The sequence below is a fragment of the Salinispora mooreana genome (assembly GCF_000379065.1).
Classification (GTDB): domain Bacteria; phylum Actinomycetota; class Actinomycetes; order Mycobacteriales; family Micromonosporaceae; genus Micromonospora; species Micromonospora mooreana.
Genome location: NZ_KB900614.1, coordinates 3735675 through 3755761, shown reverse-complemented (window position 1 = coordinate 3755761; position 20087 = coordinate 3735675). Strand labels below are relative to the sequence as shown.

Sequence of the window (20087 nt, the reverse complement as noted above, 5' to 3'; positions counted from 1 at the left end):
GAGATGGTGACCCGAGTGGTGACGCGGTCACGGGTGAGTTGGATCACCCGACTGTCCCGGTCAGCTTCTGCGGGTTGCTGACCACGTGGATGGTCCGGACCAGACCCGCCACCAGGTGCAGGGTCATCACGAGCACGGTCTCCCCGTCACAGCGGACCACCACGCCGGGGCCACCGTTGACGGGTAGCACCCCGACCGTCGAACCGGCCGGCTGCTGCCGGGAGAGCACGACGATGGCCCGGGACACCAGGTCCGAACCGTGAATGGGCTTGCGCGGCGCACCCGTGAAGCCGCCGCCGTCGCTGACCATCGTTACGTCCGGGGCCAGAACGGCGATCAGTGCGGTGATGTCGCCACCGGAACAGGCGGCCAGGAACCGCTCGGTCACCTGCTGTCGGGTACCCGGGTCGCTGTCATATCGGCGGTGGCGGTTCTCCACCGCCTTCCGGGCCCGGTGCGCAAGCTGCCGTACCGCCGGCTCGCTGCGGCCCAGGAGCTGCGCGATCTCGGCGTACGGGTATCCGAAGGCCTTCCTCAACACGAACACCGCACGTTCCAGCGGGGACAACGTCTCCAGGACGAGCAGTAGTGCGGTGGAGACGGAATCGGCGAGGACCACGTCGTCGGCGACGTCCGGTCGCGTGAGGATGGGCTCCGGCAGCCACGGACCGAGGTACGCCTCCCGCCGTACCCGGGCGCTGCGTAGCTCGTCGATCGCCAGCCGGATGGTCACCCGAACCAGGAACGCCTCGGGGTCCACGACGGTGGCCGGATCGACCCGACTCCACCGCAGCCAGGTCTCCTGCACCACGTCCTCGGCCTCCTTGGCGCTGCCGAGTGTTCGGTACGCGACCGCGTACAACAGGCCACGGTGCCTCATGAAGGGTGCCTCGTGCCGGGCCCCTGCCACTTCCTCAGCCACCCGACCCATGATCCGGGTGTTGCCCCGAAACTCACCGGCGCGGTCCGGCTCGCCCTCGGATATCGCGAGTCGGCTGGGCAGGGGGCGGTGGCCGCCGTGCCCGACGCTGGTCAGCGGCCGGGCACGGTGGCACGGACCGCTGACCAGTCGGGAGTCGGCCGGGAGCCCCTACGTGGGTCGGCGCCGATTGGGGTCGCTAGCCGGCGCAGCCAGGGACGTTGACGCAGTTGTTCGGACGGTTACCGACAACGATGGTGCCGGTAGCAGTGTTCAGTTCGACCGTGCCAGCGTTGAAGATTCCCCCACCGTCAGTGGTGGCGACGTTCCTGGTGACCTTCGTGTCGAAGAGGGTGGCCACATTGCCGTTGTCGATTCCGCCACCCTGGTTCGCCGTATTGCCGGCGACCTTCGTGCGTCGCACCAGCAGGGTGCCCCCGTTTCTGACTCCGCCACCGGAAGCCGCGGTGGCGTTGTTGTTCGTGATGGTGCTGTCCTCGACGACGGCTGTGGTTCCACCAATAATTCTGATGCCGCCGCCATCGCCGGCGGTCGCGGTGTTGCTATCAAGGGTGACGAACCGGAGTGTGAGTGGGCCGGTTACGGTGAAGATGCCCCCGGAGTCCTGGCCGGTGTTGCGCGAGATCTCCGTCTTGGTCAGGGTGCTGGCCCCGCTGGTAGCCAGGAATAACCCACCGCCGGACCCCTGACTGCGATTGCCGTTGACAGTGCTTCGCGTGACCTGTATCGAGCCGCTACCGGAATTGGCGATGCCACCACCGACGTTGGTGGCGGTATTGCCATCCACGTGTGATTTCGTGATTGAAAGCGCGCCGAAGTTGGTTATCCCCCCGCCGGTGCTGGCGATGTTTCCGCTGATGGTTGACTGCTGGACAGTGGTCGTTCCCGAGTTGGTGATGGCGCCGCCGCCTGCGGCGATGTTACGGACGATTGTGCTGTGCTTTACGGTGGCGGCGCCGCCGGAGTTGACGAGGATTGCGCCGCCAGCCTCGGTGGTGTTTCCGCCGGCGATGGTGAGTTTGTTGAGGGTGAGGTCGCCGCCGGCGTTGACGGTGAGGATGCGGAACTCGTCGGCGGCGGCTGCACGTTCGATGGTGGTGTGTGTGCCGCCGTTGAGGGTGATCGGGGTGGTGATGGCGGGTAGGCCGGCGCCGTCGATGTCGGCGGTGAGGAGGTAGGTGCAGTCTGTGGCGAGGTTGAGGGTGGCGCCGCCGCGGGCGTTGGCGAGGGTGATCGCGGCGATCAGGGCGTCGGTGTCGCAGGGCACCGGGGTGCCCTTCGGCTTCCGCTGGTTATCGGTGGTGGTGGCAGCACTACCCGCAGCGCCGGCGGCCGGGGTGGCGACGCCGACGGTGGTGGTGGTGAGGGCCAGTCCGGTCATGCCGACCAGCCCGACCGCCCACCATCGTGATCTCGTTCGATTTCCATCCGGGTTGCCGGGCCTGCGCGCGGGGCATGGAGAATTCATCGTGCTCTGGGATCCTTCCTCAGCGTAGGAGGAGGGCCCCGTTCCTCCTGACAGGCGGCGGAACGGGGCCCGTCAATTCGACGTGCTCGGATTTCTACCCAACGCAGCCCGGTACATCACCGGAGCAGTTGTTCGGTCGGTTCTTGATCACGACCGTGCCGGTCGCGGTGTTCAGCTCGACCGTGCCGCCCAGCTCGTTGAAGATGCCGCCGCCGTCGGTGACGGCAATGTTCTTGACAACCTTGGCGGTGAAGAGGGTGAGCGTGGCGCCGTCGGTGTTGTAGATGCCGCCGCCCTGGTCCCCCGACTGGTTTCCGATGACCTTCGTGTGGCGTGCCACCAGGGTTGCGGTGTTGACGATGCCGCCGCCGTCGCCGGTGGCCGTGTTCCCGGTGATGGTGCTGTCCGCCACGACGGCGGCCGTGCCGGGATCGACCAGAAGGCCACCGGCGCGGCCGTTCGTCGCCGCGTTCTGGCCCAACCCGACGGAACGCAGGGTGAGCTGGCCGCCAAAGGCCCGAATGCCGCCGCCCTCCTCGGCGTTGTTCTGGGTGATGTGGGTGTCGGTGATGGTGCCGATGGTGTCAGCTAGTGCCAGGCCGCCATAGAGTGCGGATTGGTTGGCTTTCACGGCGCTCTTCCACACCTCCACCGTGCCGCCGGTGCTGGCGACGCCGCCGCCCTCCTCGATGGCGGTGTTCTGGCTCACCTGGGACTTGGTGATCGTGAGCAGCCCGGTGTTGGCGACTCCGGCGCCAATATCCCCGGTATTCCGGTCGATGGTGGAGTGCTCGATGCGGGTGGTGCCGTTGTTGGCGATCCCGCCGCCCTCGTCCCCGGCGATATTGCCGGTGATGGTGCTGTGCCTTACGGTCAGCTGGCCGCCGGGTTCGACGAAGACTCCCGCGCCATCACCGGCGGTCTGGCCACCAGTGATGGTGAGATGGTTAAGGCCCAGGTCGCCGCCGGTGCCGACGTTGAGGATCCGGAAATTCCCGACAGCGGCGGCGCGGGTGATGGTGGTCTTCTTGCCGCCGTTGAGGACGAGCGGGACGACGATCGTCGGCAGGCTGTCGGTCAGCGTGTAGGTGCAGTCCTCGGCTAGGTCGAGGACGGCGCCGCCGCGGGCGTTGGCGAGGGTGATCGCGGCGGTCAGCAAGTCCGCGTCGCAGGGCACCGGGGTGCCCTTCGACTTCTTCTCCTTCTTCCCCTTGTCACTCGGGCTCCGGTCGTCATCGCGGTGAGAGCCGGTGGAGGGCTGGCCGTCGGCGGCGGTGGGGGTGCGTCCGGCAGCGTTGGCTGCTGGGGCGACAGCGACGGTGGTCAGGGCCAGGCCGGTCATGCCGGCCAGTCCAACACTCCACCATCGGGATCTCGTTCGGCTACCATCCGCGCGCTGTTCCGGGTCCGGTCGGCGGGTGTGGCGCTGGTCGGTCATCGCGGTCTCGGTGTCCTTCCCTGCGAACGGCGAGGAACCAACCAGCTCGGGGCCAGCGCGGTGTTCCTCGGCTACCCAGGCCGGCGGTAGCAACCGGTCCGAGTTAAACCGACAAAACACCTAAAAGAACATGAACACGACAAAGGCTCCCAAAAGGGTGAAGCCCACTGCTGTTGGGCACTCTGCCGACCCTCCGGTAGGGAAGCCCGGCGACTCGCGGCTTCCTGATCTCCCTGGTCCGCCCCACCGTGGTGCCAACTCCAGGACACGGTCACCAGGTGACCGGTGGCGGGGAGACAGTCGGTGTACCGGCCACGGTCCGGGTCAACGCGACCGGCGAGTGAGCCCTTGGCGCCGCGGCCGGGCAGCACCGCCGTAGACTTGATCTATAATTCCCTAATAATGTGTCCGAACATGCAGAAACTTCGCAGCGGGGTCTTCGGCGTACTCCTCGCGCTCACCACGCTGTTACCGGCGGTACCCGCGCTGGCAGCCGCGCCAGCTGGCACCAATCTTCAGCTCCTGTCGTGGAACATCTGCGGTTCCCAGCGGGCGAGCTGGGGGTGCAGCGGCTTCGGAGCCTGGGCGAACAAGCTCGCCGTGATCCAAGAGCAAGTCCAGGACAACTACGTGCAGGCCATGCTGCTCCAGGAGATCTGTGAGGACGATCTCGTGAGTCTGATGACCACGCTCGGCTCGGGCTGGACTCGCAGCTTCGCTCCTTATCAGTGGGCCAGTAGGGGTGTGCTGACCGACAATCGGTGCGGTGAGGACAACAGCTCACGCCCAGACCGCATCGGCACCGCCATCGTCATCAAGGCGGGCTTGTCGAACGCCGAGCTCATCGCGACAACGCAGCCGTGGGACGGCCAGCAGCGTCCGTTCCACTGCGCGACCGCCACCTACTTCAACAACATTCGGCTCTGCAACGTTCACCTGTCTCCGCGAGGCAGCGACACCCGGGACGCCACCTGGGAATACTCCGACGACCAGCTCGGAGACATCAAGAACGTTGTTGATGACTACAGCAACATAGCCTTCGGCGGCGACTTCAACCTTCTCCCGCCGGACCACGTCTACCCGATAGACGACGAGAACGCCCCGGACCGTGGTTGGATCTGGGACGCCAAGGGTGGCAATCCCTATCCACAGTATCGCGAGTGTGACCAGACGAACCCGGCAGGTGGCGGCCGCCCAACGAGCATATACGGAAGCAAGATTGACTACGTGTTCAGTAGTCGACCATGGCGCTGGTGCGCGGTCACCACCACCGCCTTTTCCGACCACTACCCGCTCGTCTACAGCATGAAGATCGCTTGACCGATACGGGCAGCCGAACCCCCAAGCCTTGGAGAGCGAGGCTGTTTGCTGTCACATGGTGGGCTGTCCGGAGCCCGGGCAGCGGGCGCGATCACCCATCGCCTGATGCGGTGGGCAGGACTTGCCGGGGCTCACACTGACGCGGGCTCCGCATGCGGAGCACTGAGACGATGCCCCGCCTGACTCCCTGGGGGATCTGGTAGTCCGGATACGGGTCGGTCTCGGGCTCGGACGTGCCCCCGGATGCCGCGGTAGCTCGGAGGTAGACCACCGAACGGTCGCTGGCAGTGATGCGGATCGCGGCAGCAACCGGCACCTCCACACCGGGCTGTTGGCACAGCTCCCATGAGGTGAACACCTCGGGCCGGGCGACATCCAGGAGTTGCTGGGCGAGCACGAGGATTCGGGCGGCGCGCTGCTTCGGCGGCAGCGGCCCAGTGGGCAGCGGTACCGGCGTGGCGTCACGCGGTGGTACGCCGGCCCACAGCATGGCGGCGGTCCCGGACTGGTGTCTGATCTTGATTCCCGGGGGCGTCTGTCCGCCCGGCTGGGTGTCGGCGCCGTAGCGGGTGACCTCGACGATGTCGGGGTGCTCGGCTGCCCGGAGGATGGCAGTCATCACGTCCAGGGCCTGGGTTACCTGCACGGGCGCTCTCTGATCTATCCGGGGGATCGTGGCTGCTCACGGGCCGGGCCAGTGTACCGGCGGGGTGGGCGGGGCGCGGCTCCAGCGCATCGCGGTCAGGCGTGGCGCCGACGCCGTGATCTGCCCTGGCTGGGCCTCCAGCCTGGATCGGTTGCAGGTTTCACGTCGCCTCCAGAGATAGGGGTGAGCCGAGTAGGCCGGGGGTGAGCAGCCCGGCGTATGCCTCCGCCCACGGCCAGCACCGCCGCGGGGTGCCGCACACCGGGCAGCGACCGTCGACCTGCCGATGCTCGTGCAGGTCCCGCCACCACCGGCGGACGGTCGCGTCGGCGGGACTCAACGCCTGCTCCCGGCGCATTGCGGGGGCGCCCAGTTGCCCTGCCCGGCCGTGGCGAGGTAGCCGTGGGCGGTCTCGGTGGGCCGGCACGGCCACCCGGACCCGCAGATCGGGCACCGGTCGACCCGCGGCCAGTGCTCGGTGATGATCCGCCGGGCGGACAGGATCATCCGGTTATGTAGCTGGACCGTCGACAGGCCGGGGCGGGGCCGGGTGTGGATGGCCATCACCGGCGGTTAGCCCGCAGTCGGGCAAGCGGGGTCAACAGCGGCCGGCTGTCGAAGATGACCGTCGGCAGGTTGTGAAGCGGGGAGTAGGCGCCGGCCGTGCCGCGTACCGGGTAGCGGGGCCGACCGCGTCCAGCCGTGCGGGCCGGCGACGGCGGAGTCGGCGGAGTAGCCGGATCATGCGCGTGCTCCCCTCGATCAGGTCGAGGCGGCAACGGCACCAGTGTCACCACCCAGAGCGGCCAGGGCCCCGCCCGCGGCTAGGGCGTCGTCCAATCGCGTGGCGACATCCACTGTTGGCCGGGTGCGGCCGGTCTCCAGCTGGTGCAACAAGCTTTTGCCGTAGCTGACCGCCACGCCCAACTGCCGCAGTGTCAGGCGCGCATTGCCCGTCGCTTGTGGATCTGCTATTACAATTGACCGGCAAAGTGATCAATCGGTGACGGGTCGTCACAAGCCGACGTGACCCCGTCGCGCACCTTGACCCCTACCTCAGCCCTAATTCACGACGCGCTGCGGGAACCCCCTCCCATTCTGTTGGCACATATGTTCGACTAGCGGTCGTCGAGCAGCGGCGCCTGCTGGAGGTGCACCTCCGCGAACAGCTCGCCGCCGAACTGGAGGAGGCCCGGCGTGGGGGCTATGCGAAGGGTATGTAGCGGGGGTATTGAAGCGGTTGTCGCAGAGGCCTGGGAAGCCTGCGGAGTGACCCCTGCCCCCGCCATGCCCCCTAAAGATCGTCAGGCCCCGGCGTAAACCGGGGCCTGACCTGCGCTTTTGCGCGGTTACCGCGAGCGGAGGATACGAGATTCGAACTCGTGAGGGTGTGAACCCAACACGCTTTCCAAGCGTGCGCCCTAGGCCTCTAGGCGAATCCTCCGCCGAACAGGATACAGGTCCCGCCGGGGGCCCCCACCCCACCACCCCCCGGTGATCGACAATCGGTCGGGTAGGCTGTGTGCACCCCCCGTGCGGCGTGCATCTCGTGAACCTCCCCAGGGCCGGAAGGCAGCAAGGATAAGCGGGCTCTGGCGGGTGCACGGGGGGCCTTTCGGTGCCGCCGTCGGCACCTGCCGCTGAGCTGCCTTGTCAGCAAGGGCTCCTTCTGCTAACGCGGGCGTCAATCTGGTTCCTTCCTTGCCGCGGAGTCAGCGGGGCGGGTGGTCACCCGGGCCGGACCGACGCAGAATGGCTCGGTCGAGAGGAGGCGGGACGCTGTGGCGCTGGCGCTCTACCGCAAGTACCGGCCACGTACCTTCGCCGAGGTTATCGGGCAGGAGCACGTCACCGAGCCGTTGTCGCAGGCACTGCGCGGCGGGCGGCTCAATCACGCGTACCTCTTCTCTGGGCCGCGCGGCTGTGGCAAGACCTCCAGCGCCCGCATCCTGGCCCGGTCGCTCAACTGTGAGCACGGCCCGACCCCGGAGCCCTGTGGGACCTGTGCCTCCTGTCGGGCGTTGGCTACCGATGGTGCCGGTTCGATCGATGTCATCGAGATCGACGCGGCCAGTCACGGCGGCGTTGACGACGCGCGGGAGCTGCGGGAGAAGGCGTTCTTTGCGCCCGCGCAGAGCCGCTTCAAGATCTACGTCATCGACGAGGCGCACATGGTCTCGTCGGCCGGCTTCAACGCCCTACTCAAGCTGGTCGAGGAGCCCCCGGAGTACGTCAAGTTCATCTTCGCCACCACCGAGCCGGAGAAGGTCCTCGGCACGATCAAGTCGCGGACCCACCACTACCCGTTCCGGCTGATCCCACCGAAGGTGCTCCGGCCCTACCTGGAACAGCTCTGTCAGGCCGAGGGCGTCCAGGTCGAACCGGCGGTCTTCCCGCTCGTCGTGCGGGCCGGTGGCGGCAGCGCCCGAGACAGTCTCTCGGTGCTCGACCAGCTCATCGCCGGGGCAGGTCCGGAGGGCGTCACCTACGCCCGGGCCGCCGCGCTGCTCGGCGTCACCGACTCGGCGTTGATCGACGAGATGTGCGACGCGCTCGCCGCGGGGGACGGTGCGGCGGCGTACGCCACGGTTGACCGGATCGTCGGTGCCGGTCACGACCCGCGTCGGTTCGCCGCTGACCTGCTGGAGCGCCTGCGTGACCTGATCATCCTCCAGCGGGTGCCGGACGCCGCGCCGAAGGGCCTGGTGGACGGCCCGGACGACCAGATCGAGCGGATGACCGCCCAGGCGCAGCGGCTTGGACCGGGCACCCTGTCCCGGTGCGCCGACATCGTGCACGACGGCCTGGTCGAGATGCGGGGTGCCACCGCGCCCCGGCTGCTGCTGGAGCTGATCTGCGCCCGGCTGTTGCTGCCCGGTGCCGACGACTCGACCGTTGGCCTCCTGCAACGCCTCGAAACTCTGGAGCGTCGGCTCACGCTCGCCGGTGCCGGCGCCCCGCCGGCTGCCTCCACCCCGCCGGCCGCTGGCTCGTCTTCCGCACCGGCTGCCCCTGCCCCGGCGGCTGGTGCGGCTTCCGCGCCGGCAGTCGACTCCCCGCCTCGCCCGGCGGCTACCGCGATGTCCGCGAGCACGGAGGGTCCGGCGGGTCCGGCCGCGTCCGACGACTCTCGCCGTACCTCCCCCCGGCCGGCGGTCATGCCCGACCCGGCCACTCCCGAGCCGCCCCGGCCGGGTACGACCGGCCCGGGCCCGCTCGACGCGGCCGCGGTACGGCGGCGCTGGCCCGAGGTGGTCGGCCGGGTCGGCCGCAAGAGCAAGAAGGCCGCTGCCTGGGCGCGGGAGGCGACGGTCCACGAGGTCGACGGTCAGACCCTCGTGCTGGCCTTCCGCTATCCGTTTCACGCCCAAGCCCTCGCCAACGAGCCGGATCTGCTCATCGAGTCCCTCCACGAGGAGCTGGGCGAGCGCTGGCAGATCAGGTGCGAGGTAGCCGGTGAGCGAGTCGGCGGACCCGCTGCCGGGGCCCGTGCCAGCAGCCCGACGCGGCCTGCGACCGCGTCGGCGCGGCCGGAGCCTGCGGCACCTCCAGCCGCGCCAACTCGCTCGTCGGCCGGTGGTGGGTCGGCCGATGGTGCGACCCGGCGCTCCGCTGGGTCCGCCGAGGAGCAGGAGTGGCCGGAGCCGGCGCGCCCCGGTGGGGCTGCTGCCCCGCCCGAGCCGGCGGGTGGCGCAGCCGAGGAGTGGCCCGCGACGGCCCGCCCGGGTGGGCCGGGGGCGGCCGCCACGGCTCCGTCAGCAGCGGCGCCGGCGGGGTCAGTTGCGGGGCCGGGGGGCTCGACCGCCGGTGCTGGCCGGGCCTCCGGCGCGGGTGCGGCGCCTGCCCCTGCGGCCGTATCCCGGCCGTCGGCGCCGAGCGGTTCCCCGGCGAGTAGTGCGATCGCCGCTGCCCGGGCGGCGGCTGCCGGTAGGGGGCAGGCGCAGCGTTCCGCCGCCGCGCCGCGGCGGATAGCGGAGCCGGACTGGGCTGGTGAGCCGCCGTACGATCCGGACTACGACGGGGCGCCGCGGGGTGGTCCGGCCTCCGCGGTGGTGCATGAGGGGTTCGATCCGGGGGACGAGCCGCTGGACGAGGTGATTGATGAGCGGACCGCCCGTCAGTCCAGTGAGGAGCAGGCGGTGCGGCTGCTCCGCGAGGCGTTCGGCGCGGAGCGGATCGACGAGGTGGAGTCCCGTTAGGGTGGCGGCGCTGCCGGCGGGAAGTAACACCAAATAGGCAACACCAGTGAGCAGTAGCAGAGTTCGCAGCAGGTCGAGTGATTAAGGAGCCGTTCGTGCGCCCAGGTGGACAGCCGAACATGCAGCAGATGCTGAAGCAGGCGCAGAAGATGCAGCAGCAGATCGCCCAGGCGCAGGCCGAGCTGGCCGAGGCGGAGCTGACCGGTGCCGCGGGTGGTGGCCTGGTCACCGCGACCGTCGCCGGCACCGGCGAGCTCAAGTCGGTCACGATCGACCCCAAGGCGGTCGATCCGGAGGACGTCGAGACCCTGGAGGATTTGGTGGTCGCGGCCGTGCGTAACGCCGCCGAGGCGGCCCGGGAGCTGACCGACCAGAAGATGGGGCCGGTGGCCGGCGGCATGGGCGGCCTCGGCCTGCCCGGTTTCTGAGTCGACGATGTACGAGGGCGCCATCCAGGACCTGATTGACGAGCTGGGTCGGCTGCCGGGCGTTGGCCCGAAGAGCGCCCAGCGGATCGCCTTTCACGTCCTGTCCGCGGATCCGGCTGACATCAACCGGCTGGCCGGCGCGTTGCGCAAGGTCAAGGAGCTGGTCCGCTTCTGCACCAGCTGCTACAACGTGGCCGAGTCCGAGCAGTGTCGGATCTGCCGCGATCCACGCCGTACCGATGAGGTGCTCTGCGTGGTGGAGGAGCCGAAGGACGTGGTGGCGATCGAGCGGACCGGGGAGTTCCGCGGCCGATACCACGTCCTCGGCGGCGCGATCAACCCGCTGGAGGGGGTCGGGCCGGACAACCTGCGCGTCCGGGAGTTGCTGACCCGGCTGGGTGGCGGCGCGGTGCGGGAGCTGATCCTGGCCACCGACCCGAACACCGAGGGCGAGGCGACCGCCACCTACCTGGCGCTGATGGTGAAGCCGATGGGCATCGCCGTGACCCGACTGGCCAGTGGCCTGCCGGTCGGCGGTGACCTGGAGTACGCCGATGAGATCACTCTCGGTCGTGCTTTCGAGGGGCGCCGAACCATGTGAACCCCGTTGGCGCCGGGTCAACGGTCTGGCCCCGTTGGCACCCGGGGTCAACGGGGTCGTCTTGTTCTAACACCTGGGGCCGGTCAGGGCTGGGATGACGTAACAGTTTCGCATCGCGGTCACCGATCATTCGGGAAGGTTGTCTATTCCCCTTCGATCCTTCGGTCTGGGTGGGGGAAAGCCACGATCCCACATCGACTGTCTATCTAGCAGGTTCCGCACCCTTGGCCGGACGGCTATGGTTCCCGCCATCGGTGACCCCGGTCACCGCGTTGTCCGTACCCCCAAGGACGAGGTGAAGCACCCATGCGTGCATCCAGGCCGAAGGCTGCTGTCGCGGCCGTCGCGGTCGCGGCCCTCGCGGTAGCCGGCTGCGCCGAGAGCGACCGCGAGGATTCCGGCGGTAGCAACAACGACACCCTTGTCTTCGGCGTCGCCAGTGACCCGAAGGTGCTCGACCCGAGCTTTGCCAGCGACGGTGAGTCGCTGCGCGTGGCCCGTCAGGTCTTTGAGACCCTGGTCCGCCCCGAGGAGGGCGGCACCAAGGTGAGCCCGGGCCTGGCTGAGTCCTGGACTCCGGACGAGGCCGGCACCACCTGGACCTTCAAGCTCCGCTCGGGTGTGAAGTTCCACGATGGCACCGACTTCGACGCCGAGGCCGTCTGTGTCAACTTCAACCGTTGGTACAACGCCACGGGTCTCATGCAGAGCCCGGACGTGACCGCCTACTGGCAGGACGTGATGGGCGGCTTCGCCCAGAACGAGGACGAAGGGCTCTCGGAGAGCCTCTTCAAGTCCTGCGCCGCCAAGGACGCCACCACGGTCGACCTGACCTTCACCCGGGTGTCCAGCAAGATCCCGGCCGCCCTGATGCTGCCGTCGTTCTCCATCCACAGCCCGACGGCGCTGGAGAAGTACGATGCGAGCAACGTCGGCGGCACTGCCACGGACGTCCAGTACCCCGAGTACGCGACCGCGCACCCGACCGGCACCGGGCCCTTCACGTTCAAGTCCTGGGACATCGCCAACAAGTCGCTCACCATCGAGCGGAACGACGACTACTGGGGCGAGAAGGCCAAGCTGAAGACCCTCATCTTCAAGACCATCTCGGATGAGAACGCGCGCAAGCAGGCGCTGAGCTCCGGCGACATCGACGGCTACGACCTGGTCGGGCCGGCTGATGTCGAGCCGCTGAAGAGCGAGGGCTTCAATCTCCTGACCCGGCCGGCGTTCAACATTCTCTACCTGGGCATGAACCAGCAGGGGAACCCGAAGCTGGCCGACCTCAAGGTGCGGCAGGCGATCGCCCACGCGATCAACCGGCAGGCCCTGGTCGACTCGAAGCTGCCCCCGGGTGCGAAGGTCGCGACGAACTTCTTCCCGGACACGGTCGAGGGTTGGAACGGCGACGTCACCACCTACGACTACGACGTCGACAAGGCCAAGCAGCTGCTGGCCGAGGCCGGTGCGGCGGACCTGACACTGCGGTTCCACTACCCGACCGAGGTCACCCGCCCGTACATGCCGAACCCGAAGGATCTCTTCGAGCTGGTCTCGGCGGACCTCCAGGCGGTTGGTATCACGGTCGAGCCGATCCCGCTGAAGTGGAGCCCGGACTACCTCAACGCCACTACCTCCGGTAGCGAGCACGATCTGCACTTCCTCGGCTGGACCGGCGACTACGGCGACGCCTACAACTTCATCGGCACCTTCTTCGACCGGCAGAAGGACGAGTGGGGCTTCGACAACCCGGCCCTCTTCGCGCAGTTCCAGGACGCCGACTCCACCGCCGACGTGGCGGACCGGATGGAGAAGTACAAGGGTCTGAACAAGACCATCATGGACTTCCTGCCCGGGGTGCCGATCTCGCACTCACCGCCGGCGATCGTGTTCGGCAAGGACGTGACCGGGATCAAGGCCAGCCCGCTCACCGACGAGCGGTTCGCCAACGCTGAGTTCAAGTCCTGACCTAACGCAAGAAAACGGGCGGGCGCTGTGCTGCACAGCGCCCGCCCGCGCCCCTCCGCACCCTTCTGAGGCATCGTGTTCCGGTTTATCGTCAGACGCCTGCTCCAGCTGATACCAACGCTGTTCGGGCTTTCGCTCCTGCTCTTCATCTGGGTCCGTCGTCTACCGGGCGGCCCCGAGGACGCCATCCTCGGCGAGCGAGCCACCCCTGAGATGCGCGCGGCGATTCGCCGCAGTATGGGTCTCGACGAGCCGATCCTGGTGCAGTACGGCCGCTTCGTGCAGCGGCTCCTCCGCCTGGACCTGGGCACCTCGTCGTCGACCAAGCGCCCGGTGGTCGAAGAGTTCCTGGAGCGTTTCCCCGGCACCGTCGAGTTGACGATCACCGCCCTGGTGATCGCGATCGGGATCGGCATCCCCCTCGGCTACCTGGCCGCCCGCCGTCGGGGCCGGCTAATCGACCATCTCTCGGTCGGCGGATCGCTGGTCGGGATCTGCGTCCCCATCTTCTTCCTGGCCTACGTCCTGAAGGCGATCTTCTCGGAGAACCTGGGCTGGTTCCCGTCCAGCGGCCGGCAGGATCCGACCATCGACGCGACCCGGATCACGAACTTCTTCGTCCTCGACGGGCTGATGACCCGGGAGTGGGATGCCGTCGCGGACGCGCTCTGGCACCTGGTGCTGCCGGGGATCGCGCTGGCCAGCATCCCGCTGGCGATCATCGTCCGGATCACCCGGGCGAGCGTGTTGGAGGTGCTCAACGAGGACTTCGTCCGGACCGCCGAGGCGAAGGGGCTGACCGAGCGGACCGTGCGGGGCCGGCACGTGCTGCGCAATTCGCTGCTGCCGGTGGTCACCTCGATCGGTCTGCTCACCGGGGGACTGCTCTCCGGTGCCGTGCTGACCGAGACCGTCTTCGCCTTCACTGGTATCGGGGCCTTCATCTACGAGGCGATCGGCCAGCGCGACTACCCGGTGCTGCTGGGCTTCATCATGATCATATCGGTGGTGTACGTGCTGGTGAACCTCCTGGTTGACCTCTCCTACAGCCTGATCGACCCAAGGGTGAGGGTCCGATGACGATCACAGGTAAGAAGGAGCGGTTGGACCGGCTCGCCGAGTTGGTGAACCGGGACGACGAGCGGGGGGTCAGCCTCTGGCAGGAGGCGTTCCGGCGGCTGCGGCGGAACCCCGCCGCCATCATCGGCGCGGTCATTCTGACGGTCTTCGTCCTGGTGGCGCTGATTGGCCCGTTCTTCGTCCCCTACGAGCCGAAGGACACCATCGGAATCCGCGAGGGCGTGGTGAAGTCGGGGCAGGGCATCATCCCCGGCGCCTCCGCCGAGCACTGGTTCGGCTACGACCACCAGGGCCGGGACGTCTTCAGCCGGATGATTGTCGGTGCCCGGCAGACCCTGCTGGTCGGCGTGGTGGCCACCCTGATCGGACTGGCCGTGGGCGCGCTGATCGGCGGTGTCGCCGGCGCGGCCGCGGGTCTGGGTGGCCGCTGGGGACGCGCGGTCGACAACGTACTCATGCGCATCATCGACATGATGTTGGCGCTGCCCAGCCTCCTGCTCGCGGTCAGCATCGCCGCCCTGCTCGGGGCGAGTCTCAGCACCGTCATGATCGCGGTCGGCATGGTGTCGGTGCCGGTCTTCGCCCGGCTGCTGCGGGTCTCGATGATCGCGCAGGCGAACAGCGACTACGTGCTCGCGGCCACCTCGCTCGGTGTCCGGAAGCCGAAGATTGCGCTGACGCACATCGTGCCGAACTCGCTGGCTCCGGTCATCGTGCAGGCCACACTGACCCTGGCCACCGCGATCATCGAGGCCGCCGCGCTCTCGTTCCTCGGCCTCGGCAACCCGGACACGGCACAGCCCGAGTGGGGTGTGATGCTCGCCGACGCACAGCCGTACCTCGGCATTCGACCCGCACTGGCGATCTTCCCAGCGGTAGCGATCATCATCACCGCGCTGGGCTTCACCCTGCTCGGTGAGGCGATGCGTGAGGCCCTCGACCCGAAGCTGCGGAAGTAGGTCCCGGCATGTGTGTAGCCCGAGAAACGGGTTCCCGAGCCCCGCAGGTGCGAACGGAGGGCCGGTAATGGCACTGCTCGACGTGAATGACCTGAGCGTCACATTCGCCCGGCGCGGGCAGCGTACGGTGCACGCGGTTGACGGGGTCTCCTTCTCGGTCGACGCCGGCGAGGTCGTTGGTCTGGTCGGTGAGTCCGGCTGCGGCAAGAGCGTCACCTCGATGGCGATCATGGGGCTGCTGCCCCGACGGCCCGGCACCCGGATCGGCGGCACGGCGGTCTTCGACGGAACCGACCTGCTCGGACTCGACGACCGGGCCCGGCGGGACATCCGTGGGCGCGACGTAGCGATGATCTTCCAGGATCCGCTCTCCTCGCTGAATCCGGTGATTCCGATCGGGTTGCAGGTGACCGAGGTGCTTGCCCGCCACCGGGGAATGACGGGTGACACGGCGCGCAAGGAAGCGGTCGGGCTGTTGGACCGGGTTGGCATCCCAGATCCGAACCGGCGGCTCAAGGAGTATCCGCACCAGCTCTCCGGTGGGATGCGGCAACGGGCGTTGATCGCGATGGCGGTCGCCTGCCGTCCCCGGCTGCTGATCGCCGACGAGCCGACCACCGCGCTGGATGTCACCATCCAGGCGCAGATCCTGGAGCTGCTCAAGGAGTTGGTCCAGGAGTCCGGCACCGCGCTTGTCATGATCACCCACGACCTTGGGGTGGTCGCCGGCATGTGTGACAGCATCAACGTGCTGTACGCGGGTCGGGTGGTCGAGACCGCCCGCCGACGTCCCCTCTTCCGTACGCCACGGCACCCGTACACCGCGGGTCTGCTCGGTTCGGTGCCCCGCCTGGACAGTGGGCGCGGCGAACCGCTGAACCCGATCCCCGGCTCGGTACGCGACGTGCTGTCCTGGCCGGAAGGCTGTGCCTTCGCTCCGCGTTGCTCCCGGCGGCTGGACGCCTGCCTCGACGAGACGCCGCCGCTGGTACGCACCCACGACGGACGGAGCTACCGCTGCGTCGACCCGGTGCCGCTGCCCGGCGTTGTCCCGGCCCAGGCCGGCCAGCCCGGGACGCCGAGCCCGGAGCGGAACGAGGAGGAGACCCGTGACTGACAACGACATCCTCGTCGAGGTTCGTGACCTGAAGGTGCACTTTCCGATCAAACGGGGAGTGCTCTTCGATCGCACGATCGGCCACGTGAAGGCGGTTGACGGGGTCGACCTGCGGATCCCGCGCGGTCAGACCTACGGACTGGTGGGCGAGTCCGGGTGCGGGAAGTCGACGCTCGGCCGGGCGCTGCTCCAGCTGACCGCACCCACCGGCGGCGAGGTCGTCTTTGACGGTGTCGAGCTGACCACGCTGCCGCCGGCCCGGCTGCGCGCCATGCGTCGTCGGATGCAGATGATCTTCCAGGACCCGATGTCCAGCCTGGACCCACGGCAGAACGTCGAGTCGATCCTCACCGAGGGTTTGCAGACCCACGGTATCGGCGGCAACCGAGACGAGCGACGCGCGCTCATCGGGGAGGCGCTCGACAAGGTGGGCCTGCCCCGGTGGGCGCTGTCCCGCTACCCGCACGAGTTCTCCGGCGGGCAGCGGCAGCGCATCGGTATCGCCCGGGCGGTGGTTCTCGGTCCGGAGCTGATCGTTGCCGACGAGCCGGTGTCCGCCCTGGACGTGTCGATCCAGGCGCAGGTGGTCAACCTCCTCGATGAACTGCAGGAGAGCCTCGGCCTCACCTACCTGGTGATCGCGCACGACCTGGCCGTCGTCCGGCACATCTCCGACACCGTCGGCGTCATGTATCTCGGTGCCCTGGTGGAGGAGGCCCCGAGTGACCGGCTCTACACCGAGCCGCTGCACCCGTACACCCGGGCGCTCATGTCGGCGGTGCCGGTGCCGGACCCGGATGTGGAGGACCGCCGGGAGCGGATTCTGCTCGCCGGCGACCTGCCGTCGCCGGCCAACCCGCCGGCGGGCTGCCGGTTCCACACCCGCTGCCCGTGGGCCCAGCCGACCCGCTGCGCCGACGAACGGCCGGTGCTGCGCGACATCGGTGGCAGTCGGGTGGCCTGCCACTGGGCCGAGCGGATCGCCAGCGAGGAACTCCGTCCGAACCACGCCGGGGCGGGAGTCACCCGGGCATCCGACGGCGGCGAAGCCCCGGAGTCGGTGCCGATCCCGGCCCCGACCGTGAAGGCGGACTCCACCGACGGCTGAGCCGGCGAAGCCGGGTCGCGGGGCAGCCGGGATCGGCTGCCTCCGCGGCCCGGCTCAGCCGTCGGGGCGGTCGAGCAGGGCGACAGCGATCGTGTGTACCGCATCGAGGCCGGCCGGGTCAGGCAGCGTCGCCCGCCCACCGGTCACGACGTACCACTCGTCGGCCTCGCGGTACTGCACCCGCAGGGTGACCTGGCCGTCGAGGTACTCGGTGCGGAGCGTCAGCTCGCCGGTGACCACGCCGACCTCGTCGGTCATCACCCCGCCCGGACCGGGGACGATCTCCGCGCTGCGGACCCGGGATCCGCCGTCGGCCCGCATCCCGGAGCCGGGAGTGCCGCCCGCCGGGGCGCCGGTGGTCTCCGCGCTCATTCCGGCGCCGGGTACTGCGGCACTGGCCGCGCCGTCGGCCGTCATCCCGGCGCTGCCCGGGGCGAGGCCACCGGTCGCGTCGTTGTCGGCTCCCGGGGGCGGGTGCGGTGTCGGGTCCGTCCCGGCGCTGGTCATGATCGGCTCCCCCCGGTGCAGCCCGCCAACATGTCGGCCAGCGCGGTCTTCTCGTCGGTGTTCACCGACAACTGCCAGTGATGCTTCACCGTGACCCAGCTTTCGGCGTAGCGACACCAGTACGACCGGTTCGCCGGTCGCCACTGGGATGGATCCTGATCACCCTTTGACCGGTTGGCGGTGCGGGAAACCGCGAAGAGGTGCGGCAGCCGGGTGTCGTTGGCGAAGTCACCCCGCTTCGCGTCGGTCCACTGGTCGGCCCCGGATCGCCAGGCGTTCGCCAGCGGCACCATGTGGTCAACATCGACCTCGGAGGGGTCGGTGAGGACCAGGCCGTCGTAGACGCTCTCCCAGCGCCCACCGACCACGTTGCAGCCGGAGAGCTTGATGCTCTCTCCGTCGCGCGCGAGCACGGTGTCCCGGACATCGCAGTTCTTGCCGGTGCCCCGCCAGTGGGGGAAGCGGTCGCGGCTGTAGCCCTTCATCGAGCCGGCGCTGGCTACCGTCAGCTCGGCCAGCTTCTCCATCGCGTTCCCACCGTCGCTGGTGGGCGTCGGCTCCGGTGTGGTGGCCGGGACGCAGCCGGCCAGGCTGAGCGCCAGCACTGTCGCGAGCAGCGATGCGGATCTGGTACGCAGAGACGGCACCTCTTTAGCTTGGCGGCTTTCAGCGCTCTCGCCCAGTATCTCGGCGGGCGGTTTCGGCGATTCGTAGCCGCTTCGAGATCGGGTCGGGGCAACCTTGGGGCCATGACGTCACCCTCACTTCGGCTGGGTACCCCTGCGGGGGTCGGCACGCTACTCGCCGCGGTGCTCGCCTCCGGCATGGTCTTCCTCGACGGCACCGTGGTCAACGTTGCGCTTCCCCGCCTCGGTGAGGACCTCGACGCCACCGTTTCAGACCTACAGTGGACGGTCAATGGCTACCTGCTGATGCTCGCTGCGTTCGTACTGCTCGGTGGGGCGCTCGGGGACCGGTTCGGCCGGCGGCGGGTCTTCCTGGTCGGGGTGGTGTGGTTCACCGTGGCGTCGGTGCTGTGCGGGTTGGCCCAGGACACCGAGCAGCTCATCGCGGCCCGGCTCCTGCAGGGCGCCGGAGCGGCCCTGCTCACCCCCGGCTCCCTGTCGGTCCTGCAGGCCAGCTTCCACCCGGACGACCGGGGGCGGGCGATCGGCACCTGGGCTGGCTTCTCCGGCGTCTCCACCGCGATCGGCCCCTTCGTCGGTGGCTGGCTGATCGACCAGTTCTCCTGGCGGTGGATCTTCTTCCTGAACGTGCCGTTGGCCGCGTTGGTGCTGCTGGCCGCCCTGCGCTGGGTGCCGGAGAGCCGGGACGAGAGCGTCTCGCGGACCCGGACCCAGGGGTCGGGCCGGCGGCGGTTCGACGTGCTCGGCACGGTGCTGGGGGCGGTCGCCCTGGCCGGGATCACGTTCGCGCTGATCGACGCACCGGCTCGGGGCGCGACGTCTGCGGCGGTGCTGCTCGCGGTCGCGGCCGGGGTGCTCGGTTCGGTGGCCTTCGTGCTGGTCGAGCGACGCCGGGGGGAGACCGCGATGCTGCCGACCGGGCTCTTCACCAGCCGACTCTTCTCCGTGCTGAACGTCTTCACCGTAGTGATCTACGCGGCGCTCGGTGGGTTCACCTTCTTCGTCGCCGTCTTTCTCCAGAACGTGGCCGGCTGGTCAGCGCTGGCCACCGGCGTCGCGCTGCTGCCGGTGACCGTGCTGCTGCTGGTCGGCTCACCGATCGCCGGTGATCTGGCGACCCGGATCGGGCCCCGACTGCCGCTGACCGTGGGGCCGGTGGTGTCCGCGATCGGACTGCTTCTGCTCCGCGAGGTCGGGGCGGAGGCGTCCTACTGGCGGGACGTGCTGCCGGGGGTGCTTCTCTTCGGGATCGGCCTGGCCCTGGTGGTGGCGCCGTTGACGGCCTCGGTGCTGGCCGCCGTCGCGGACCGGTTCGCCGGAGTGGCGAGTGGCTTCAACAACGCCGCCTCGCGTGCCGGGGGGCTGCTCGCGGTGGCCGCACTGCCGCTGCTGGTCGGCCTCTCCGGCACCGACTACGAACGGCCGGACGAGTTGACCGCTGCCTACCGGGGCGCGTTGGCCTGGTGTGCCGCGTTGCTGCTGATGGGGGCGGCGCTGGCTGTGGTCTTCGTGCGCCGTCCGCGCCGGGCGCCGCCACCGTCGCAGCCCTGCCAGGCCCTGCCGGCCGCCACCGGGCGGGAGCGGAATTCGGGGACCGCCGCCTGACGACTCCGGGGACGGCCCGATCGAGGTCGGCCGGTACGGCCGGCAGGCGGCCGGGG

General features: G+C 69.1%; 18 protein-coding genes, 1 tRNA gene, 1 other RNA gene and 2 pseudogenes. 11 read left to right on the top strand and 11 right to left on the bottom strand.

The features are described 5' to 3' along the window. Positions 1-43 precede the first annotated feature (43 nt). The 3 genes from sigJ to SALPAC6_RS0117855 form a co-directional block, all read right to left on the bottom strand. Positions 44-931, bottom strand: a complete 888-nt coding sequence (sigJ, locus tag SALPAC6_RS0117865; protein ID WP_026189801.1) for an RNA polymerase sigma factor SigJ — start codon at positions 929-931, stop codon at positions 44-46. A gap of 187 nt (positions 932-1118) precedes the next feature. After that, positions 1119-2321 carry a right-handed parallel beta-helix repeat-containing protein gene (locus SALPAC6_RS0117860; RefSeq protein ID WP_018254734.1) on the bottom strand — a complete coding sequence of 401 codons (1203 nt, stop codon included), beginning with the start codon at positions 2319-2321 and terminating at the stop codon, positions 1119-1121. 181 nt (positions 2322-2502) lie between these two features. Then, entirely contained in the window at positions 2503-3846 is a 1344-nt protein-coding gene (locus SALPAC6_RS0117855) for a right-handed parallel beta-helix repeat-containing protein (protein WP_026189800.1), read from the bottom strand. A gap of 414 nt (positions 3847-4260) precedes the next feature. On the opposite strand from SALPAC6_RS0117855, the gene SALPAC6_RS0117850 reads away from it, so the two are divergent. Further along, the gene (locus tag SALPAC6_RS0117850) at positions 4261-5166 is read left to right on the top strand and encodes an endonuclease/exonuclease/phosphatase family protein (protein WP_020493599.1); all 906 of its coding nucleotides are present in this window, start codon (positions 4261-4263) and stop codon (positions 5164-5166) included. A 131-nt stretch (positions 5167-5297) separates the two neighbouring features. On the opposite strand, the pseudogene SALPAC6_RS26245 reads toward SALPAC6_RS0117850, so the two are convergent. The 6 genes and pseudogenes from SALPAC6_RS26245 to SALPAC6_RS0117815 all read right to left on the bottom strand — a co-directional run bounded on the left by SALPAC6_RS26245 (position 5298) and on the right by SALPAC6_RS0117815 (position 7256). Beyond that, positions 5298-5812, bottom strand: a pseudogene (locus SALPAC6_RS26245) (hypothetical protein). Between the two features lie 160 nt (positions 5813-5972). Continuing rightward, the gene (locus SALPAC6_RS31045; protein ID WP_026189798.1) at positions 5973-6152 is read right to left on the bottom strand and encodes an eL43 family ribosomal protein; all 180 of its coding nucleotides are present in this window, start codon (positions 6150-6152) and stop codon (positions 5973-5975) included. After that, a complete protein-coding gene (locus SALPAC6_RS30375) occupies positions 6149-6376 on the bottom strand; it encodes a hypothetical protein (protein ID WP_026189797.1) in 228 nt (75 codons plus the stop codon). The genes SALPAC6_RS31045 and SALPAC6_RS30375 overlap by 4 nt, the downstream gene beginning before the upstream one ends. After that, positions 6376-6557 (bottom strand): annotated as a pseudogene (locus tag SALPAC6_RS28060) (hypothetical protein). Before SALPAC6_RS28060 ends, SALPAC6_RS30375 begins: the two are co-directional and overlap by 1 nt. A gap of 17 nt (positions 6558-6574) precedes the next feature. Further along, positions 6575-6754 carry a helix-turn-helix domain-containing protein gene (locus SALPAC6_RS28055; protein WP_397540902.1) on the bottom strand — a complete coding sequence of 60 codons (180 nt, stop codon included), beginning with the start codon at positions 6752-6754 and terminating at the stop codon, positions 6575-6577. A gap of 417 nt (positions 6755-7171) precedes the next feature. Continuing rightward, positions 7172-7256: transfer RNA gene (locus SALPAC6_RS0117815), tRNA-Ser, on the bottom strand. A gap of 81 nt (positions 7257-7337) precedes the next feature. Here SALPAC6_RS0117815 and ffs point away from each other — a divergent pair. The 9 genes from ffs (at position 7338) to SALPAC6_RS0117775 (ending at position 17272) form a co-directional block, all read left to right on the top strand. Next, an RNA gene (ffs, locus tag SALPAC6_RS28050) (signal recognition particle sRNA small type) lies at positions 7338-7428 on the top strand. 165 nt (positions 7429-7593) lie between these two features. After that, positions 7594-10011 (top strand): DNA polymerase III subunit gamma and tau, encoded by a 2418-nt coding sequence (locus SALPAC6_RS0117810; RefSeq protein WP_018254727.1) that lies wholly within the window; start codon positions 7594-7596, stop codon positions 10009-10011. A 119-nt stretch (positions 10012-10130) separates the two neighbouring features. Next, positions 10131-10439 (top strand): YbaB/EbfC family nucleoid-associated protein, encoded by a 309-nt coding sequence (locus SALPAC6_RS0117805; RefSeq protein WP_018254726.1) that lies wholly within the window; start codon positions 10131-10133, stop codon positions 10437-10439. A gap of 7 nt (positions 10440-10446) precedes the next feature. Further along, positions 10447-11040: a recombination mediator RecR gene (recR, locus tag SALPAC6_RS0117800; protein ID WP_018254725.1), complete on the top strand. Its 594-nt coding sequence runs from the start codon at positions 10447-10449 to the stop codon at positions 11038-11040. Positions 11041-11346: 306 nt separating this feature from the next. Then, positions 11347-13008, top strand: coding sequence for an ABC transporter substrate-binding protein (locus SALPAC6_RS0117795; protein WP_018254724.1), 1662 nt, complete (start codon positions 11347-11349; stop codon positions 13006-13008). Between the two features lie 75 nt (positions 13009-13083). Beyond that, positions 13084-14088, top strand: a complete 1005-nt coding sequence (locus tag SALPAC6_RS0117790) for an ABC transporter permease (RefSeq protein ID WP_018254723.1) — start codon at positions 13084-13086, stop codon at positions 14086-14088. Beyond that, the gene (locus SALPAC6_RS0117785; protein ID WP_018254722.1) at positions 14085-15047 is read left to right on the top strand and encodes an ABC transporter permease; all 963 of its coding nucleotides are present in this window, start codon (positions 14085-14087) and stop codon (positions 15045-15047) included. The genes SALPAC6_RS0117790 and SALPAC6_RS0117785 overlap by 4 nt, the downstream gene beginning before the upstream one ends. Before the next feature lie 67 nt (positions 15048-15114). Further along, positions 15115-16164, top strand: coding sequence for an ABC transporter ATP-binding protein (locus SALPAC6_RS0117780; protein WP_018254721.1), 1050 nt, complete (start codon positions 15115-15117; stop codon positions 16162-16164). Continuing rightward, positions 16157-17272 (top strand): ABC transporter ATP-binding protein, encoded by a 1116-nt coding sequence (locus SALPAC6_RS0117775; RefSeq protein ID WP_018254720.1) that lies wholly within the window; start codon positions 16157-16159, stop codon positions 17270-17272. Before SALPAC6_RS0117780 ends, SALPAC6_RS0117775 begins: the two co-directional genes overlap by 8 nt. Before the next feature lie 54 nt (positions 17273-17326). Here the strand turns inward: SALPAC6_RS0117775 and SALPAC6_RS0117770 are convergent, their stop codons facing one another. Together SALPAC6_RS0117770 and SALPAC6_RS0117765 are read right to left on the bottom strand one after the other, a co-directional pair. Next, positions 17327-17779 carry a hypothetical protein gene (locus tag SALPAC6_RS0117770; RefSeq protein WP_018254719.1) on the bottom strand — a complete coding sequence of 151 codons (453 nt, stop codon included), beginning with the start codon at positions 17777-17779 and terminating at the stop codon, positions 17327-17329. Continuing rightward, positions 17776-18384, bottom strand: a complete 609-nt coding sequence (locus SALPAC6_RS0117765; protein ID WP_026189796.1) for an HNH endonuclease family protein — start codon at positions 18382-18384, stop codon at positions 17776-17778. The genes SALPAC6_RS0117770 and SALPAC6_RS0117765 overlap by 4 nt, the downstream gene beginning before the upstream one ends. A gap of 144 nt (positions 18385-18528) precedes the next feature. On the opposite strand from SALPAC6_RS0117765, the gene SALPAC6_RS0117760 reads away from it, so the two are divergent. Beyond that, a complete protein-coding gene (locus SALPAC6_RS0117760) occupies positions 18529-20031 on the top strand; it encodes an MFS transporter (RefSeq protein WP_018254717.1) in 1503 nt (500 codons plus the stop codon). Positions 20032-20087: the final 56 nt, after the last annotated feature.

Coding starts and splice junctions, on each gene's coding strand:
- SALPAC6_RS0117760 (WP_018254717.1), top strand. CDS start 18,529: ATGACGTCACCCTCACTTCGGCTGGGTACCCCTGCGGGGGTCGGCACG.
- SALPAC6_RS0117770 (WP_018254719.1), bottom strand. CDS start 17,779: ATGACCAGCGCCGGGACGGACCCGACACCGCACCCGCCCCCGGGAGCC.
- SALPAC6_RS0117855 (WP_026189800.1), bottom strand. CDS start 3,846: ATGACCGACCAGCGCCACACCCGCCGACCGGACCCGGAACAGCGCGCG.
- SALPAC6_RS0117850 (WP_020493599.1), top strand. CDS start 4,261: ATGCAGAAACTTCGCAGCGGGGTCTTCGGCGTACTCCTCGCGCTCACC.
- recR (WP_018254725.1), top strand. CDS start 10,447: ATGTACGAGGGCGCCATCCAGGACCTGATTGACGAGCTGGGTCGGCTG.
- SALPAC6_RS30375 (WP_026189797.1), bottom strand. CDS start 6,376: ATGGCCATCCACACCCGGCCCCGCCCCGGCCTGTCGACGGTCCAGCTA.
- sigJ (WP_026189801.1), bottom strand. CDS start 931: ATGGGTCGGGTGGCTGAGGAAGTGGCAGGGGCCCGGCACGAGGCACCC.
- SALPAC6_RS0117805 (WP_018254726.1), top strand. CDS start 10,131: ATGCAGCAGATGCTGAAGCAGGCGCAGAAGATGCAGCAGCAGATCGCC.
- SALPAC6_RS0117860 (WP_018254734.1), bottom strand. CDS start 2,321: ATGACCGGACTGGCCCTCACCACCACCACCGTCGGCGTCGCCACCCCG.
- SALPAC6_RS0117795 (WP_018254724.1), top strand. CDS start 11,347: ATGCGTGCATCCAGGCCGAAGGCTGCTGTCGCGGCCGTCGCGGTCGCG.
- SALPAC6_RS0117785 (WP_018254722.1), top strand. CDS start 14,085: ATGACGATCACAGGTAAGAAGGAGCGGTTGGACCGGCTCGCCGAGTTG.
- SALPAC6_RS0117780 (WP_018254721.1), top strand. CDS start 15,115: ATGGCACTGCTCGACGTGAATGACCTGAGCGTCACATTCGCCCGGCGC.